The organism is Pectobacterium sp. A5351, from assembly GCF_028335745.1.
Classification (GTDB): Bacteria; Pseudomonadota; Gammaproteobacteria; order Enterobacterales; family Enterobacteriaceae; genus Pectobacterium.
The window spans coordinates 3,787,608-3,805,718 of record NZ_CP116477.1 but is presented as its reverse complement, the minus strand read 5'-3'; the positions used below and the strand labels follow the sequence as shown (position 1 = coordinate 3,805,718).

Here is an 18,111-nt window from a genome sequence, read left to right as displayed (position 1 = left end):
AAAGGAACATGTTTATGACTGCTATTCTGCTGTTGGACTCTCGTGCCGATGAGATCGGCTCTGTCTTAAATCATGCGGCGCCGGAGCTTGAACTCGTGCTTTCAAACGGTACGGCGGAGCAGGCGTCGGGCTGTCCGATTTGGTTGGGCGAGCCTGATACCGCTGCGGCATTGCTGGCTGAGGGGGCTAAACCGATGTGGTTACAGTCTACCTGGGCGGGGTTCAAGCCGCTGCTGGCCGATGGGCTACCGCGTGATTATCGTTTAACTCGTGCCGTTGGCGTGTTTGGGCAGCCAATAGCCGAATATGTGACTGCTTATATGCTCAGACATGAGTTGCGTTTGGGGGAACGGCAAACCAGTCAGGAAGAACGACGCTGGGATCACCGTTTACCGGGATCGCTGGCAGATAAATATGTGCTGATTGTCGGTGCCGGAGAGATCGGCTGCGAGGTTGCTGGCTTTCTACGGCCTTTTGGCGTCGAGCTATATGGCATCGTCAGTACGCTAAGACCGCGACCGGATTTTAAACAGATCATGAGCTTAGCGGATCTACCCGACGCGGTAACGAAGGCCGATTATGTCATCAACCTTCTTCCTGATACCCCGGCAACCACCGATATCTATGATGCCCGTCTGTTTGCCGCGATGAAGCCTTCTGCGCTGTTCATCAATGTCGGGCGTGGTAGCGCCGTGGTGGATGATGATTTACAGACGGCGCTGTGTGATGGACAGATTGCGGGAGCGGTACTGGATGTCTTCAGGCAAGAGCCGCTACCGTACAGTCACCCATTTTGGAACATGCCGAATCTAACGTTGACGGCGCACATTGCCGGACCGATGGTGCCAGGGCTGATGGGACGATTATTTCTGGATAATCTTGCTCGCTTTCAGGCTGATAATACGCTGCGTGGTGAAGTGGATTTTCATCGAGAATATTAAATAATAATCTCGATAATTATAAATGCGTGAATTAATTTATTTGATAATAATTTTAATTCACGCATTTATAATGTTTCATTTTAAATATTTTTGTAAAAATTTATTGAGATTGTATGGCGTGTCAGTGTAATACTACTCTCGCTAAAAATGATTATTTGTTAATTTCTAAATAATAAGTCTGCGTTCTATTTGAGAATACTCAAAAATAAGGAAATCTTGGGATGAAATATCATCGTTTGAATTTATGTCTTGCGGCAGCTGGACTGGCATTTTGTATGAGTTCAGCGCTTGCTGAAACCAGCGTTTCTGTCGAAGTGAAGGATATTGGGAAACTGCAAAAGAAAGGCACGGTTTCTGTATTTGATGCCCCTAATAGTATACAAGCGCATGCTGCAAGTAATTATAAATTTCATAAAGCGGAAAATGAGGGGGTTGTCGTTATTTCCCCTAATGCATCAACTGCGCAGGCTGATGCAAAAAGCGCGCAAAAAAAACCGTTATCCAGCACCCAACCTCTTGCGAATAACGCTGCATTCACTCCTTTGTGTCCAACCCTTGCCGTAAATTCAATTTATACGCTGGATGGGCTACAAAGTGGAGGTAGCGCCTGTTATCACTTTGAAATTACTCAGCGTTCTAAAACCACCGCTTTCGTCGTAGGTATGAGTCCTGAAACAGACATTGCACTTAGCTTGATGCGTGATGATGGCCAGAATAATGTGACGGCAATTAATTATTCCAATCAAGCGGGAAATGCTGATGAGGCTACGTTAGATTTAACGCCGCCGGGGCACTATTACTGGTTTATGGAGGCCAATACCGCTGATGGCTCCGGTTTTAATTTTGGCGCTATCGTTAATACGAATGTTGATGACTATGAGCTAAATGATATTCCCTCTCTAGCCACCCCGATGTCTGATAGTTTGAGGGAAATTGAGGCTAACTCTGATAGCGATTCTGATGCGGATTACTATGTCTTTACTGCAACCCGTGGCCAGCATGTTTTACTTCGCTTGAATGGCGTGACGAGTGGAACCAATAACAACTGGTTACTGGCGTCTTCCACTGATGGGGGTAATAGCTGGACAACCCGTAATACCGCACAGGAAATTACGATCATTCCATCTCAGCCGAATGAGAAAATTTTGGTGAGAGTGCTGCCTAATCCATCACGATTGCCGACCGTATCTCAGAAATATAAGTTAACGCTGGGTTCTAAAATTACCAATTTTACCCATTCTGTTTCGGGGGAAAGTACCGTTCTGCGTATCCCAAGTTCAGCACCGACAGCGTATGGTTTCATGACCACGCAAGCCTATCGGGATGTGACCTGGGGAGTCACGATGGCGGATTCAACTGGCGCGGGTATTCCAAATATCGTGGCGATTCTTATACTCGACCAACGAGAAAACAACGGTGAGTTAGAGTTTAATGCCGCCAATGCTCACGGAATAATCACTGATTCAAATGGGCGCGCCTCTGGGTCTGTGAAATTGGATAACTGTTATGCTGATTACACGACGCAGTTCCAGGACTACAGCCAGGGTTATATTAATACGTGGAGAACAACCTACGATGTGGGTGCATGGCGTATTGAAGTCCCTGCTCAGAGCGGTGTTGGTGTTGGCGGGAATAATGTCACTCATGTCACCTTCGGGCACATTTGTAAGCAAACCTTGGTTAGCAGCGTAAAATCCTGATACGCAGAAGACAATGAAATATCAGGCCGCCTTAACGTCAGGCGGTCTGGTTGTGGAAGCGGGATCATGGTTTCGTTTCCACAGCGCTAGCGTTGATCACAATTGAGCGATAATGTTTCTCAGTGAAAAGGGCTTGCCACACTCAGTTGATTGGTACATAATGCTGACCGTTGAATCGCCAGATGAGTAAATAATGATTAAATTCATTAAGTTACATGTGATTCAGCAGGATTTGATAAATTTTAATTCCAGTGTGGTTTACTGAAGTAAAAAAGTAATCAATCCTATTCTCTGCGGGAATAGCTCAGTTGGTAGAGCACGACCTTGCCAAGGTCGGGGTCGCGAGTTCGAGTCTCGTTTCCCGCTCCAAAGTTCTTCATCGTTCTTCCTAAAACCTTCATTTTGCCATTCTCTGATTGAATTTTTTCAGGCCTCTTCCTGGAATTCAAAAATTTTTTATCTGTCTGAATTATAATATCTCATCCTGCGTATTATTTATCTGTGTAGGCGAGGGGAGAACTGTTTTTTAGTCGTTGTTTAGATCTATTTTTCATCTGAGAGTATGCCGCTGTAGATGCATTAATAATAATGAAAGTCCGTTCCTTGCCTGTAGTGTAAATGCCATTTTTGCAATTGATATTAAGGGAGTTGCATTTTTCCTGTCTGGTGGTGAGATGAGATATGTACAGACACCAATTCAGTAGATCCGCTAATGTGTTCGTGGTTATATAAGATAATATCATTTCTGGCCATTTCCAGAGCTTTGATGGTCAGTCTGCTGTTCGGTGAGAACGACATTGCCCAACCCACCGATTTCCTTGCGAATAAGTCGAGAACAACGACGAGGTAATCCCAACGTTTGCCTGTTCAGGCCATCACATAACTGCTTTACCCATCGCGTTCATGATGCAGTACCTCTGAAAAAAGAATACTCAGCATAAGTGTGGTAGGACTTGCGCTGAGGGAGGGACATCCATCACATCACTACAGAACGAGCATTCGGCGCTGGTGGCTGAATCTATTGCAGTAGCGTGACTATGGACCTGCGCAAGGATAGCATCATTCACTGAAAACCAATGAGTTGGTCTATTGGTGTAATATTTTCGGGGGGCAGCAAAGAGGCAAGGGGGAAAGAATAATGGATCTGAATTGTTTGCAATTTATTTCAAATGATTACTGTCCAGGTGTCTCTTTTCAATCGGCGCTGCATAATATTTTACAGTCTATTACTGCCTGGCAACGCTGTACGATCGTGGGCGCATCGGGTTCCGGCAAAAGCATTTTGCTCAACATCATTGGTTTACTCTATCAATGGGCCTCCGGGCGTTTATTATTTTCAGGGTGGATCAAGCATCTTTCTGAAATAGTTTTTGTTACATGTATGCTTTATTTCTTTACGCGTTGGTTGTTTTTCATCAGGAACTGTTGTTATGATTGATATCGCTTAGTCTGTTTGGTGACATCCTGTCGTATTTAAAAATTTTTGTGCGTTGACGCACTCAGCCACCCAAGTCATTTATCTGTCTTGGTGAGGTGTGTTGTTGCCGACTTCATACAAACTTGAATTATTTAGCGTATAACTTTGGTTTGGCGATTAATGCCGATCGCTTAATGCAGACTGGGTTTTTTCAGGTTTTATAATATTTAAGAAATTATTTAGAGTTATTGGAGTAATACGTAGATAATTTGTTGAATATAGAATTGGTTGTTCTGAATATATTCTGCATTTTTCTCATTAATAGTTGTTTTAAGGCTAAATCAACTTAAGGCTAAATCAGCACTATATAAACCTCACTAATTCGAGTTGCAGGTAGGAGGCCAACTGCGTGAGTCCCGTGAGCATATACCAGTAAGCGACTGGGTTGAGTAAGGACAAATTGGCTTAGTCAATTTGAACGCCGCTTGCGGTGGCCCCTCAGGGCGAGGCTCAGAGATGAGCCGAGTATTGCCAACGTACAGGCTACTTGAAATATGATGGATATTATGGACTTTAAATGGAGCGTAAAATGGATAACGCAAGGAAAATACTGCTTTCAATTGTTCTTTTGACTACGTCGCTCGCATTGCCGAGCGTGTCGTGGGCTATTAACAATATCCGGGTGATAAATGTGTCGGCAGGATGTGTGCGCGTATTTTATGAAGGGATGCAAAAGGACGTCAGAGATGGAGAACGTGAAATAGTAGGGATGAGACGTACTTTTTCCTTACTGGTTACTAGATTTCCCACTGCGACCTGTGGCGGTGTTGCATCCTGGTCTCGCCAGCTAACGACGTTGAATTACACCAATTATAATCTTAGGGTGCGTGCTGATGCTGATTCGCTGGAGTTTAGCCCAGACCGTACTCCGGGTAATGACTACCGTATTCCGGGTGGTTAATACCGTTGAGCTGCCGGTTGCTTAATTCCAAAATAACTATAGTCATTTCACCCATTTTCTTTAACGCTTAAGTGCACCGTCTTCGGCGGCAAACTTCTATGCCTGGGGCACGGTTCCTTTTCGCCGAAGATCTCTGATGACGCTGGGTAAAGTTGCAGTACAAAACATTTTTGTGCATTTGCTTTACCCGGCGCTTCTTGAGCCAACAATAAGGCCAGAAGCACCGAGCAGATAAAATAAAGATATTACAGTATCACGTGGTTCGTTTGGCACGACCATACAGTTCAGTGTCTTGTAGAAAGTGCTTTAAGCAGTTTTCCCTAAAACACTAACAGTAATATAACTCGACACGTGTAATATTTTCGGGGGGCAGCAAAGAGGCAAGGAGGAAAGAATAATGGATCTGAATTGTTTGCAATTTATTTCAAATGATTACTGTCCAGGTGTCTCTTTTCAATCGGCGCTGCATAATATTTTACAGTCTATTACTGCCTGGCAACGCTGTACGATCGTGGGCGCATCGGGTTCCGGCAAAAGTATTTTGCTCAACATCATTGGTTTACTCTATCAATGGGCCTCCGGGCGTTTATTATTTTCAGGGTGGATCAAGCATCTTTCTGAAATAGTTTTTGTTACATGTATGCTTTATTTCTTTACGCGTTGGTTGTTTTTCATCAGGAACTGTTGTTATGATTGATATCGCTTAGTCTGTTTGGTGACATCCTGTCGTATTTAAAAATTTTTGTGCGTTGACGCACTCAGCCACCCAAGTCATTTATCTGTCTTGGTGAGGTATGTTGTTGCCGACTTCATACAAACTTGAATTATTTAGCGTATAACTTTGGTTTGGCGATTAATGCCGATCGCTTAATGCAGACTGGGTTTTTTCAGGTTTTATAATATTTAAGAAATTATTTAGAGTTATTGGAGTAATACGTAGATAATTTGTTGAATATAGAATTGGTTGTTCTGAATATATTCTGCATTTTTCTCATTAATAGTTGTTTTAAGGCTAAATCAACTTAAGGCTAAATCAGCACTATATAAACCTCACTAATTCGAGTTGCAGGTAGGAGGCCAACTGCGTGAGTCCCGTGAGCATATACCAGTAAGCGACTGGGTTGAGTAAGGACAAATTGGCTTAGTCAATTTGAACGCCGCTTGCGGTGGCCCCTCAGGGCGAGGCTCAGAGATGAGCCGAGTATTGCCAACGTACAGGCTACTTGAAATATGATGGATATTATGGACTTTAAATGGAGCGTAAAATGGATAACGCAAGGAAAATACTGCTTTCAATTGTTCTTTTGACTACGTCGCTCGCATTGCCGAGCGTGTCGTGGGCTATTAACAATATCCGGGTGATAAATGTGTCGGCAGGATGTGTGCGCGTATTTTATGAAGGGATGCAAAAGGACGTCAGAGATGGAGAACGTGAAATAGTAGGGATGAGACGTACTTTTTCCTTACTGGTTACTAGATTTCCCACTGCGACCTGTGGCGGTGTTGCATCCTGGTCTCGCCAGCTAACGACGTTGAATTACACCAATTATAATCTTAGGGTGCGTGCTGATGCTGATTCGCTGGAGTTTAGCCCAGACCGTACTCCGGGTAATGACTACCGTATTCCGGGTGGTTAATACCGTTGAGCTGCCGGTTGCTTAATTCCAAAATAACTATAGTCATTTCACCCATTTTCTTTAACGCTTAAGTGCACCGTCTTCGGCGGCAAACTTCTATGCCTGGGGCACGGTTCCTTTTCGCCGAAGATCTCTGATGACGCTGGGTAAAGTTGCAGTACAAAACATTTTTGTGCATTTGCTTTACCCGGCGCTTCTTGAGCCAACAATAAGGCCAGAAGCACCGAGCAGATAAAATAAAGATATTACAGTATCACGTGGTTCGTTTGGCACGACCATACAGTTCAGTGTCTTGTAGAAAGTGCTTTAAGCAGCTTTCCCTAAAACACTAACAGTAATATAACTCGACACGTGTAATATTTTCGGGGATCAGCAAAGAGGCAAGGATGTCTGATGAAAGAACAACGGATCTGATCTGTTTACAAGGTATTTCACACACCTACCGTACCGGAGTTTCCTCTCAATCGGTGCTGCATAATATTTCACTGTCTATTGCTGCTGGGCAAAGCTGTGCGATTGTGGGCGCATCGGGTTCCGGCAAAAGCACTTTGCTCAACATCATTGGTTTACTCGATCAGCCAGTCTCCGGGCGTCTATTGCTTGCGGGGCAGGATATGTCTCAGGCCAGTGCTGATGAACGTGCGATCGTGCGTAATCAAGTCATTGGCTTTGTCTTCCAGAGTTTTAATTTACTGCCGCGTCTGGATGCGTTGGATAATGTTGCGCTTCCCCTGGCTTACCGTGGCGTATCGCGTCAGGACGCCCGTCAAGCCGCACAGATACAGTTGGCGCGCGTCGGCCTTGCAGAGCGAACTCATCATCGGCCCGCTGATCTCTCAGGTGGTCAACGTCAGCGGGTAGCGATTGCGCGTGCGCTGGTCGGTGAACCTGCACTTCTGCTGGCGGATGAACCGACCGGTAATCTCGACAGCCAAACGGCTGATGACATCATCACACTATTGCTGGCATTGAACCGCGAACAGGGGACGACGCTCGTGATGGTGACGCATGACGAAGGCATGGCCTGCCGTATGGCGCGGCGCATTCATGTGCAGGATGGCCGAATCTATGAGGTGAATCATGTCTGAGCCTCGTTCACGGATGGCAGAGCGTTCTATCCATTATGGCCCTTCACTGCCACAGCGTCTGCTTGAAGCATTGAATAGCCTTATTCTTCTGGGACGCCGTGCTGTTCTGGCACTGATTGGGATTACCGTGGGGTGCGGCGCTGTTGTCGCTTTACTTAATGTTGGGCACAACGCTGAAGCCGAAGCGATGGGGATATTCAGAGAAATGGGCAGCGATCTGATGGTTGCTACGGTTCAGAATCGGATGGGGAGCCGTAAAATGAACACGGCCCCTTCTGATCTGGATATCCCTGTTTTGCGGCAAGCTCTGCCCGACATTAAGGCGGCAACAGCCTTAATTATCACCCCCACTGAAGCGCGACTGCGTGGCCGTTCACTCAGTACCATGGTGGTGGGAAGTAGGGCTGAATTGTCGGAGGTGTTAGGATTGACGCTCGCGCAAGGCCGCCACTTGAGTGATTTCGATGAACGAAGTACCTACATTGTGTTGGGCGCGAATGTTGCGTCGCAATGGGCATCGCAGGGCCGCACGGCGGGTTTAGGCGAGGCTGTGCAGGTGGGGGGATATTTGTTTGAGATCGTAGGGATCCTGCAACCACAGGGGCATAATCCTTTGGTACCTGTCTCGATTGATGACTTCATTCTGATGCCTATCTCAGGTATGCGCCGTATCATGCCAACACCGCAGATCGTTAGTGTGATTGCGCGCAGCCATGACAGCAACACGTTGCTCAAAACGGGCGCGCAGCTAAAGGATTATTTAGCCTCTGTCATGCCAAAACTTAATATCGATGTGCAAATCCCACAGCAGCTACTGGAGGGAATGGCACAGCAGTCACGGATGTTTTCATGGCTACTCGCGGGGTTGGGGGGGATTTCCCTGCTGGTCGGTGGGGTTGGTGTGATGAACGTCATGGTAATGAATGTGTCTGAGCGACGTCGTGAAATTGGTGCTCGTATGGCGTTGGGCGCGCGGCCGCGTGACATTGCAGGGCTGTTTTTGCTGGAGGCTGTTGTGTTATCCGCTTGCGGAGCCCTGATTGGGGCAGTGTGTGGTATTGCAGCGGCGTGGTTGTTTGTCTTTTTTTCAGGCTGGTCAGCCTTTTCGCTTTCGGCATTGTCACTTCCTCTCGGCATCGGCAGTTCATTAGCCATTGGTCTGTTTTTCGGGCTTAACCCGGCGATGACCGCTGCGCGGCTTGAACCGGTACAGGCTCTACGCGATGCATAAATTTATCCTGTGTTTACTTATTTTATTTTCTGCTCATGAAGGATATGCGGAAACGGCTTTGAATCCTTCTCAGGCGACGCGGCAAGGGCAGGCGGCAGTCAGTACGTCGTTGAGTGCACAAACGATCGATCTCACGCTGAGTGATGCCATTTATCTTGGTTTGCGCGACAATCGCGCGATCCGTAGCGCCTATCTGGATCGTATCGCGCAGAAATTTGCTCTTCATGTGGCGGAGGATCGTTTCACCCCCAAACTGTCGCTGACGGGCAGTTATCTTTCCAACCGTAACCAAAACGATCGCTATCGGCAGGGTAATCTGACGCCGACATCAACTCTGCTTACGCCTTATGGCACCCGCTTCAGCCTTGGCTGGACCTACCGCCACACGCGCGCTGATAGCGGGGGGCTGTCGCGTAACGATGGTGCCAACATTACGGTGATTCAACCCTTGCTGCGCGGTGCAGGTAAAGACGTCTCCACCGCGCCTGTGCAGATTGCGCAACTGACTGAGCAGTTAAATCGTCTAACGTTAAAATCTACCGTTTCTCAAACAATTACGCAGATTATCACCGCCTATCGGGAACTGTTGCGTTCACAGGAACAACTGCAAATCGCTCGTGATGCCCTAGCGCGTGCGCGCCAACTGGTTGACGTCAACCGTGCAATGATTGCCGCAGGCCGCATCGCCGAATTTGAAATTGTGCAAACTGAGGCTGAAGTGGCCACGCAGGAACTGGCGCATGAAGAAGCGAGAAACCAACTGGATACTGCACGCCTTGCGTTGCTGCAACTTCTGGCTTTGGACTTAAATACTCTGGTTGTGGCAACGGAGTCTATGCAGGCGCAGCGCGTTGATGTCAACGCTGCGCTCGCGTTGAAACAGGCTGAGGCCTCTCGGCCAGCGTATCTCGCACAGATCATCGCTAATGAGCAGGCGGCGCTTGGTTTGGTGCTAGCTCGTAACGATCGCCTGTGGGATGTCTCGCTGATCGGGGGCGCGAGTCAGGTGCGCGACCGAGCAGCACAGAGCAGCACTTTGCGTACCTGGGAGAATTACATTGGCGTTCGGGTAGAGATCCCGATCGGCGATCTGAGTACCCGTCAGGCGGAAGTGCAAGCACGGGTCAACGTGCGTAATCAGCATATTCAGTTGGATGAGGTTAGGCAGCAACTTGAGCGCGATGTCACCAATGCGGTACGCGATATCGGCACGCGCTGGCGACAGTTCGAGATCTCCCAACGCGCAAGGGATTTGTCGCGCCGTAAGCTGGAAATTGAACGAGAGAAGCTCACGGTTGGGCGTTCCAGTAACTTTCAGGTACTGAGCTTCGAGAACGATTTACGCAACGCTGAAAACGCCCGTCTCAATGCGCTGATCGGCTATCTCAATGCACAGGCGGAACTGGATGAAACGCTGGGCACCACATTACAAAGCTGGGATATCGCACTCAATGATTAGGCATCATTTTTTTTCTCGTCTGCGTTGGCGTCATCTTGTTGTCTTGTCGCTGAGTGTGGTGCTTGGCGTACTTATTTGGCTATTGGTCGGGCGAACGAACGAGCGGGAAAGCGCTCCTCATGGAGTAGTATGGTTATCCGTTCAGCCGCAATTGTTGGAAAATCAGCTAGGCCTCGTTGGACGCATTAAGGCTGCAACGCAGACCACGCTGGCGGCACCTTTTGAAGGCATCATCCGTGAGGTACTGGTTCACGAAGGACAAGCGGTCGAGCAAGGCCAAACGTTAGTGACATTGGAGCCGGACCAAATTGAAATCCAGTTACGTCAGGCGCAGGCTGAACTCCTCAAAGCTCAGCGCGAGGTTCAATCTCTAAGGCAATGGGAGCAGAGCACGGAGGTATCGCGTGTGCGGCGTGCGGTCAGCTCAGCCCAGTCAACGTTTAGCAATACGCAAGCTAACCTTCGAGATACACAGGCCCTGTTCGAACGTGGCATTGTCGCACGTATGGAAGTTGACACGCTAAAGCAACAAATACGCGCGCAGGAGCAGGATTTGATTGCAGCGAAAGAGGAACTGCGCACGGTGTTGGCGCGTGGAAGTGGTGAGGAACGCAAGATTGCGGAGATGGAACTGACCAATGCACAGGTACGCTATGAAACGCTTGCCGCTCAGGCTGAGCGGCAGACTGTCAAGGCACCGTTTAGCGGTTTTGTGGTACGTTCTGCTACGCCTGATAACGGCAAGGCCATGGTCATTCAACCTGGTTTGCTGGTCAGTCAGGGGACACCACTGTTTGGTGTCATTGCTCAGGATCGATTTCAGGTAACGACTCGGGTAGAAGAGACAGACCTGCATCAGTTGCAAGAGGGGATGCCGGTTAGTGTGACTGGGGATGGCTTTGCCGGACAAACGTTGACAGGCAAAATTGCGTCGATTGATATGCAGGCTGATGCTGCGGATATGTCTGGCAGCGGTGCCTACTATGATGTGGTCGTGTCACTCGATACGCCGTTGGTAGGCTTAAGACAAAATATTCGACTGGGGATGAGCGCACGATTGGCTATTATTGTCTATCGTAACGAGCAGGGTATCGCCGTGCCTGCGCAGGCTGTACATACTGATGAGAATGGCCGTGCCTATGTGATTTACCGTCCGACCGCTGACTCCCCACCAAAGAAAATCAACGTGACATTAGGGAAAACCGTGGCACAGGGCGTAGAAATCATCGGGCTGGAGGCGGGTGAAGTGCAGATTCCTTAATTATCGGCTTCATCGTGCGGCTGGTGCCAGATACGGTCATGGTGAGTATGTCGGCTTCTATTTTTTAAGTCAGAAGTTGGGAGGGCAGGAAACAAGCACATGCTTGCTATCAGGTTTCCCCTGAACACCCACTGGGTTATGTTCTTGCTTGCTCTGCGCTACGACTCTGTGGCTCCAGGCGCTTTCTATTTCGCAATGCCGGCCTACGTTCGTTGACGGTGGCGACGTATTGATCGCAGTGCCCAAAATGCTGGGCTAGGGCCCCCGCGAAAGAGCTCTCTGTTCAGGTCGAATGGTTTAGCCCGTTGGAGGACGGGGTCGAAAGCCTGTTACAGGGCGATAATTTGGGTAATCAATGCAGAGAAATCGCTTGTCTGCTCTTTGCTATTGATTTGACAGGCGATGGCCATAACGAAGTACTCGTTTTCCCCAGAGTAGGCTGGGGGAATGGTGGGAAGATCCTCGTTCGTGATGAAAAAGGGCAGTGGCAGATTGCAGCCAGCATGTTTGGCGCGACTGGTACGGAAAAATTGGTCACGCTGGTGAAGGACGGCAAGGTTGAAGCGGTTACGCCATGCTTCAAGACGATCAAGATCGGGGACCAGAATATGGAGATTACGTATCCCTGATTCCACCCTACGTTAGGTATTACTTATTGATTCGATAAAGACAACGGATTGGTGATAACGATCACGTTTCTGTACTTTAGCCACATACGAAAACACATGAGGATAAAGTGATGTCAGTAATCAATACCCAAGTTAAACCATTCAAAAACATGGCTTTCAAAGACGGTCAATTCATCGAAGTGACGGAGAAGAACATCGAAGGGAAATGGAGCGTGTTCTTCTTCTATCCGGCCGACTTTACGTTTGTTTGCCCGACCGAACTGGGTGATGTCGCTGACTATTACGACGAATTCCAACAGCGTGGCGTGGAAATCTACTCTGTTTCCACCGACACCCACTTCACGCACAAAGCGTGGCATAGCAGCTCTGAAACGATTGGCAAAATCAAATACACCATGATCGGTGACCCAACGGGCCAACTGACGCGTAACTTTGAAAACATGCGCGAAGCAGAAGGCCTGGCCGATCGCGGTACGTTCATCGTTGACCCACAGGGCACCATCCAGGCGGTAGAAATCACGGCCGAAGGTATTGGCCGCGATGCCTCTGACCTGCTGCGTAAAGTGAAAGCGGCTCAGTATGTGGCTTCTCACCCAGGCGAAGTGTGCCCGGCCAAATGGAAAGAAGGCGAAGCTACGCTGGCTCCGTCTCTGGATCTGGTTGGCAAAATCTAAGCTAACACCTCGGAAAACATCGCGATAGAAAACATGGCTGTTTTTGTCGGGTGCGTTGCACCCGATTTTTCTGGCCCGGTTTTTTGGGCCAGCTCTCTCTACGACTTTGTTTTTGTACCACTTGGTCTTTGTACCACTTTTGGTCTTTGTACCCACTTGCCTAATTAAGGACGACCGATGCTCGACAATACGATGAAAGTCCAGTTGAAAGCCTATCTGGAAAAATTAACCAAACCTGTTGAGTTGATTGCGACTCTGGATGACTCCGCTAAATCTGCTGAAGTCAGAACCTTGCTGACTGAGATCGCTGAGCTGTCCGAACGGGTAAGTTTTGTTGAAAAGAATGCTCTGGCAGTACGTAAGCCTTCATTCCTGATTACCAATCCAGCTTCCCAAAGTGGCCCGCGTTTTGCCGGTGCGCCAATGGGGCACGAATTTACCTCCCTGATCCTGGCGTTATTGCAGGTGGGCGGTCATCCGTCGAAAGAAGCGAAAGAATTACTCGATCAAATCCGCCATCTTGACGGTTCGTTCCACTTTGAAACCTATTATTCGTTGTCCTGCCATAACTGTCCGGATGTGGTGCAAGCTCTGAATTTAATGGCCGTGTTGAACCCGAATATCACCCATACCGCGATTGATGGCGGTGTGTTTCAGGATGAGATCCAAAGCCGTAATGTGATGGGCGTCCCTACCGTTTTCCTGAACGGTGAACATTTCAGTCAAGGGCGGACGACCCTGGCTGAGATCGTGACTAAAATTGATACTGGCGCGGGGGCTAAACAGGTTGAGAAACTGAACCAGCGCGACGTCTATGATGTGTTAATTATCGGTAGCGGCCCGGCGGGCGCAGCAGCAGCGGTCTATTCGGCGCGTAAAGGCATCCGTACCGGTTTGGTCGGCGAACGCTTTGGCGGCCAGGTACTGGATACTGTCGATATCGAAAACTACATTTCCGTGCCGAAAACGGAAGGTGCCAAACTGGCGACCGCGCTGAAGAGCCATGTCGATGACTATGATGTCGACGTGATCGACGCGCAGAGCGCAGAAGCCTTAATTCCCGGCGGCGAACCGGGTAAACCGCATCAGGTGATTACCGTATCCGGTGCGACGCTGAAAGCGCGTAGCGTGATCATTGCGACCGGCGCGCGCTGGCGGAATATGAATGTACCCGGCGAAGATCTGTACCGTACGCGCGGCGTCACATACTGTCCGCACTGTGATGGGCCGCTGTTCAAAGGCAAGAGTGTCGCGGTGATTGGCGGCGGGAACTCCGGCGTGGAAGCGGCGATCGATCTGGCTGGCGTGGTAAAACATGTCACGCTGCTTGAGTTTGCCCCCGAACTGAAAGCGGATTCTGTATTACAAGATAAAGTGCGTAGCCTGCCGAACGTTGACATCATTCTGAATGCGCAAACCACAGAAGTGAAAGGCGATGGACAGAAGGTGACGGGGCTGAGCTACAAAGATCGTCTTACCGATACGGTGCACGATTTAGCACTGGAAGGGATCTTCGTGCAGATTGGCCTGCTGCCTAACACCCACTGGCTGGAAGGTACGGTAGCCAGAAACCGCATCGGTGAAATTGAGATCGATGCCAAGTGCGAAACCAGTGTAAAAGGTGTCTTTGCTGCTGGCGACTGTACGACGGTGCCGTACAAGCAGATCATCATCGCGACCGGTGAAGGCGCAAAAGCATCCTTGAGCGCTTTTGACTACCTGATTCGAACCCGCGCATAACATCGATTCATGAGAAAGGGAGGGCGATGCCGCTGTCACCGTCCCAATTCTTTGAAGACGATCTTAATGCTCCGCGCGGCGATGCCTCATAAACAGGCGTCGCTGCGCTTTTTGCTTATGATCGTAAAATTGTCCTTTTGATCATAAAACGCCCCTTTCGATCGTAAAAAGTAGATCTCAGCCCTTGCTAAAGGATAATAAGAAATTCATAATGCTCGCCGCTTTGTGCTGTTGCCCGTTTTTTACTGTCTACACGGCATCGTATTTCGAGTGCTCGCGTGACCTAAATCCACATCATTTTTTATCAGTTAATACAAAAAATCATATTCTTCTTAACAGACTTATCCACAGGCTGTTTGTTGGTGATTTATTAATCACGCCATGTTATTGATAAAATACTGTAGAGTATCTTATTGATATTTATTCATAAATTTTACTTATAAAACGTTATAACGATCGCTTGTACTTTTTGTGACAGTTGATTGGCAACGGTTTTTTTATTTATTCACAGCGCGTGCGACAAACTGATGACAATAGTTTGAGCGGCTCACGCATCACGCGGTAATCCTTTCTCTACTGCACGAATAAGCCGTTTTTTCTGTGTGGATTGGACGTCAATTCCCAGTGACGCGCGACGCTCCATCTGCTGATGAATCGCCCAGTGGATATGTTCATCCAACAGTTCGCTTTCACCCAGACGGGCTTGCAGTGCCAGCACAATACTATCCTGATAGGGCGCATTACCCAGCGCGACGGCAATATTGCGTAGCCAGCGGAGATGACCGATGCGCCGGATCGGCGATCCTTCTGTAATCCGCAGAAATTTCTCTTCATTCCAGCCAAATAATGCCAACAGTTCCGGCGTATGCAGCGCGGCGCGCGGGCTGAAATCGGCCTCGTCGGTAAGCTGTGAAAACCGGTTCCACGGGCAAATCAGCTGACAGTCATCGCAGCCATAGATACGATTTCCCATTAGCGGACGAAATTCTTCAGGAATCGGGCCTTCCAATTCGATAGTCAGATAGGAAATACAGCGGCGGGCATCGACGGTATAAGGTGCGACAATCGCGCCAGTTGGGCAGGTAGTCATGCAGGCGACACAGCGGCCGCACTGTTCTTCCTGCGGCCGATCGACGGGCAGAGGTAAATCGATCAGCAGCTCGCCGAGAAAGAACCAGGAACCGGCCTCTCTGTTCAGAATTAGTGAGTGTTTACCAACCCAACCAAGCCCGGCTTTCGCGGCCAATGGGCGTTCCATGATAGGAGCGGAATCGACAAAGGGGCGAAAATTCAGTTCAACGCAGTATTCCTGAATCCGATCGCCGAGTTTTTTCAACCGCTGGCGTAACAGCTTGTGGTAATCGCGGCCCAACGCATAGCGGCTAACGTAGCCGAGTTCCGGGTTCTTTAAGGTGCTGGCGAATGCGGCTTTGGCGGGAAGGTAATTCATACGAACACTGATGACGCGCAGTGTACCGGGCAGCAGCTCATGTGGACGCGCCCGCAACATGCCGTGGCGTGCCATCCAGTCCATTTCTCCGTGGTATTGCTTATCCAGCCAGTCCTGAAGCCGAGGCTCTTCTGCGGACAAATCGGTGTCGCAGATGCCGACCTGCTGGAAGCCCAATTCCTGTCCCCATTGTTTGATGTGTTGCGCTAATTCATTGAGATCGTAGGGGTATGACATGATGGACCACAGAAATAAACAGGACGGGGTGATGTTACCATATCTTGGCTGTGTAGCCGATGCTTGCTGAGAAGCCGGGAATGCTGGCGGTGATTTAGGTTGCTTGCTAATTTTAAGTCATTGTAATGAAAACCAAGAGTAAATGATGACGAGTCACATTCGGAAGCGAGAGGATGCGTTACCTGATTCGGTGTTTTACGCCGAGTGGGTTCGCCGTGAAGAAGCCAGAGCGGCGCGCGAGGCAGGGCTTTCGCTGTGGGTGCTTATGCAGCATGCGGGAGATGCCGCATTTCAGGTTGCTCGTCAATGCTATCCCTCGGCTCGACGCTGGCGGGTTCTGGCTGGAAACGGCAATAACGGCGGCGATGGATATGTGGTCGCCAGTTTGGCGCTGGCAGCGGGCATTGACGTGGATGTTGTTGCCTGTGCCAGCGATAAGCCGTTGCCCGATGATGCCCGTCTTGCCCGCCAGCGCTGGCTGGAGCAGGGTGGTCGTATCCAAGAGGTTAGTGCGCAGGATGGTGATACACCGTGGCCGGAAGGGATCGATCTCATCGTTGATGGTCTGCTCGGCACCGGGCTTTCCGCCGCACCGCGCGCACCCTATGCCGCGTTAATGACGCAGGCGAATGCTTATCCCGCTCCCATCGTTTCACTGGATATTCCCTCTGGCTTACATGCCGAAACCGGCACTTGTGCGGGCGTTGCGATTTGTGCCGCGCAGACGGTGACGTTTATCGCGCTTAAACCGGGGTTACTGACGGGTCGTGCGCGTGAACAGGTTGGGAAATTACATTACCACTCGCTAGGCTTACAGACATGGCTGGATGACCAAATTGCACCGATACGGCGACTGACTGCAGCGCACCTTGCCGAATGGCTGTCTCCGCGACCGGCCGGACAGCATAAGGGCGATAATGGCAGACTGCTGGTGGTGGGCGGTAACGCCGGTTTCGGTGGCGCGGTATTGATGGCTGCCGATGCGGCGTTACGCAGTGGCGCAGGCTTGGTGCGAGTACTTACTCACAAACAATATCAATCGGCGTTTCTGACGGCCCGACTTGAGCTGATGGTGCAGGAAATGACGACAGATACCCTGTGGCAGGGGCTGGAATGGGCGGATGTCGTCGTGATAGGACCCGGTTTAGGACAGGATGAATGGGGTAAAAATGCGCTGCGTTTGGCAGAAAATTGTAACAAACCCATGTTATGGGATGCGGATGCGCTTAACCTGCTGGCAATCAATCCGCATAAGCGGCAGAATCGCGTGCTGACACCTCACCCCGGCGAAGCGGCGCGTTTACTGAATTGTCGCGTCTCTGATATTGAAAGTGATCGCTTACTTGCAGCGACAAGATTGGTAAAACGCTATGGTGGCGTTGTCGTGTTAAAAGGCGCGGGAACGGTCATCGTCAGCGAGCGAGACGAGGTTGCCATTGCTGATGTGGGTAACCCTGGCATGGCGACAGGTGGCATGGGTGATGTGCTGTCAGGTATTGTCGGCGGTTTGCTGGCACAAAAGCTCTCGCTGTATGATGCGGCCTGTGCAGGATGTGTCGTACACGGTGCGGCGGCCGATTGGTTGGCGGCGCGACGCGGCACCCGGGGTATGCTGGCAACCGATTTACTGCCTGTGCTGTTCCGGTATGTTAATCCGAGCTGATGTTTTTAGAGCCGATGTTTTTA

Annotated in this window: 13 protein-coding genes, 1 tRNA gene and 1 pseudogene; 13 read left to right on the top strand and 2 right to left on the bottom strand. The window is 49.5% G+C overall.

The window, feature by feature from the left end:
* Positions 1-14: 14 nt before the first annotated feature.
* The 3 genes from O1Q74_RS17465 (at position 15) to O1Q74_RS17455 (ending at position 3,010) form a co-directional block, all read left to right on the top strand.
* Entirely contained in the window at positions 15-941 is a 927-nt protein-coding gene (locus tag O1Q74_RS17465) for a D-2-hydroxyacid dehydrogenase (protein WP_271874831.1), read from the top strand.
* Positions 942-1,162: 221 nt separating this feature from the next.
* Positions 1,163-2,641, top strand: a complete 1,479-nt coding sequence (locus O1Q74_RS17460) for a hypothetical protein (RefSeq protein ID WP_271874830.1) — start codon at positions 1,163-1,165, stop codon at positions 2,639-2,641.
* Positions 2,642-2,934: 293 nt separating this feature from the next.
* Positions 2,935-3,010 (top strand) — tRNA-Gly (locus O1Q74_RS17455).
* A gap of 378 nt (positions 3,011-3,388) precedes the next feature.
* Here O1Q74_RS17455 and O1Q74_RS17450 read toward each other — a convergent pair.
* A pseudogene (locus tag O1Q74_RS17450) lies at positions 3,389-3,508 on the bottom strand (IS3 family transposase); the annotation flags it as partial.
* Between the two features lie 271 nt (positions 3,509-3,779).
* On the opposite strand from O1Q74_RS17450, the gene O1Q74_RS17445 reads away from it, so the two are divergent.
* From O1Q74_RS17445 to ahpF, 9 genes are all read left to right on the top strand, one after another.
* Positions 3,780-4,079 (top strand): ATP-binding cassette domain-containing protein, encoded by a 300-nt coding sequence (locus tag O1Q74_RS17445; RefSeq protein WP_334311368.1) that lies wholly within the window; start codon positions 3,780-3,782, stop codon positions 4,077-4,079.
* A gap of 1,337 nt (positions 4,080-5,416) precedes the next feature.
* Complete coding sequence (locus O1Q74_RS17440) at positions 5,417-5,716, top strand: ATP-binding cassette domain-containing protein (protein WP_334311368.1); 300 nt, start codon at positions 5,417-5,419, stop codon at positions 5,714-5,716.
* Between the two features lie 1,326 nt (positions 5,717-7,042).
* Positions 7,043-7,744 carry an ABC transporter ATP-binding protein gene (locus tag O1Q74_RS17435; protein ID WP_271874829.1) on the top strand — a complete coding sequence of 234 codons (702 nt, stop codon included), beginning with the start codon at positions 7,043-7,045 and terminating at the stop codon, positions 7,742-7,744.
* The gene (locus O1Q74_RS17430; RefSeq protein WP_271874828.1) at positions 7,737-8,975 is read left to right on the top strand and encodes an ABC transporter permease; all 1,239 of its coding nucleotides are present in this window, start codon (positions 7,737-7,739) and stop codon (positions 8,973-8,975) included. The genes O1Q74_RS17435 and O1Q74_RS17430 overlap by 8 nt, the downstream gene beginning before the upstream one ends.
* Positions 8,968-10,434 (top strand): TolC family protein, encoded by a 1,467-nt coding sequence (locus O1Q74_RS17425; RefSeq protein ID WP_271874827.1) that lies wholly within the window; start codon positions 8,968-8,970, stop codon positions 10,432-10,434. The genes O1Q74_RS17430 and O1Q74_RS17425 overlap by 8 nt, the downstream gene beginning before the upstream one ends.
* Positions 10,427-11,695 carry an efflux RND transporter periplasmic adaptor subunit gene (locus tag O1Q74_RS17420; protein ID WP_271874826.1) on the top strand — a complete coding sequence of 423 codons (1,269 nt, stop codon included), beginning with the start codon at positions 10,427-10,429 and terminating at the stop codon, positions 11,693-11,695. Before O1Q74_RS17425 ends, O1Q74_RS17420 begins: the two co-directional genes overlap by 8 nt.
* Before the next feature lie 305 nt (positions 11,696-12,000).
* Positions 12,001-12,324, top strand: a complete 324-nt coding sequence (locus O1Q74_RS17415; protein ID WP_271874825.1) for a hypothetical protein — start codon at positions 12,001-12,003, stop codon at positions 12,322-12,324.
* Positions 12,325-12,434: 110 nt separating this feature from the next.
* Positions 12,435-12,998: an alkyl hydroperoxide reductase subunit C gene (gene ahpC / locus O1Q74_RS17410; protein ID WP_271874824.1), complete on the top strand. Its 564-nt coding sequence runs from the start codon at positions 12,435-12,437 to the stop codon at positions 12,996-12,998.
* 177 nt (positions 12,999-13,175) lie between these two features.
* Positions 13,176-14,738: an alkyl hydroperoxide reductase subunit F gene (ahpF, locus tag O1Q74_RS17405; RefSeq protein WP_271874823.1), complete on the top strand. Its 1,563-nt coding sequence runs from the start codon at positions 13,176-13,178 to the stop codon at positions 14,736-14,738.
* Positions 14,739-15,285: 547 nt separating this feature from the next.
* On the opposite strand, the gene queG is transcribed toward ahpF, so the two are convergent.
* Entirely contained in the window at positions 15,286-16,425 is a 1,140-nt protein-coding gene (gene queG / locus O1Q74_RS17400; protein WP_271874822.1) for a tRNA epoxyqueuosine(34) reductase QueG, read from the bottom strand.
* 145 nt (positions 16,426-16,570) lie between these two features.
* On the opposite strand from queG, the gene nnr reads away from it, so the two are divergent.
* Entirely contained in the window at positions 16,571-18,088 is a 1,518-nt protein-coding gene (gene nnr / locus O1Q74_RS17395) for a bifunctional ADP-dependent NAD(P)H-hydrate dehydratase/NAD(P)H-hydrate epimerase (protein WP_271874821.1), read from the top strand.
* Positions 18,089-18,111: the final 23 nt, after the last annotated feature.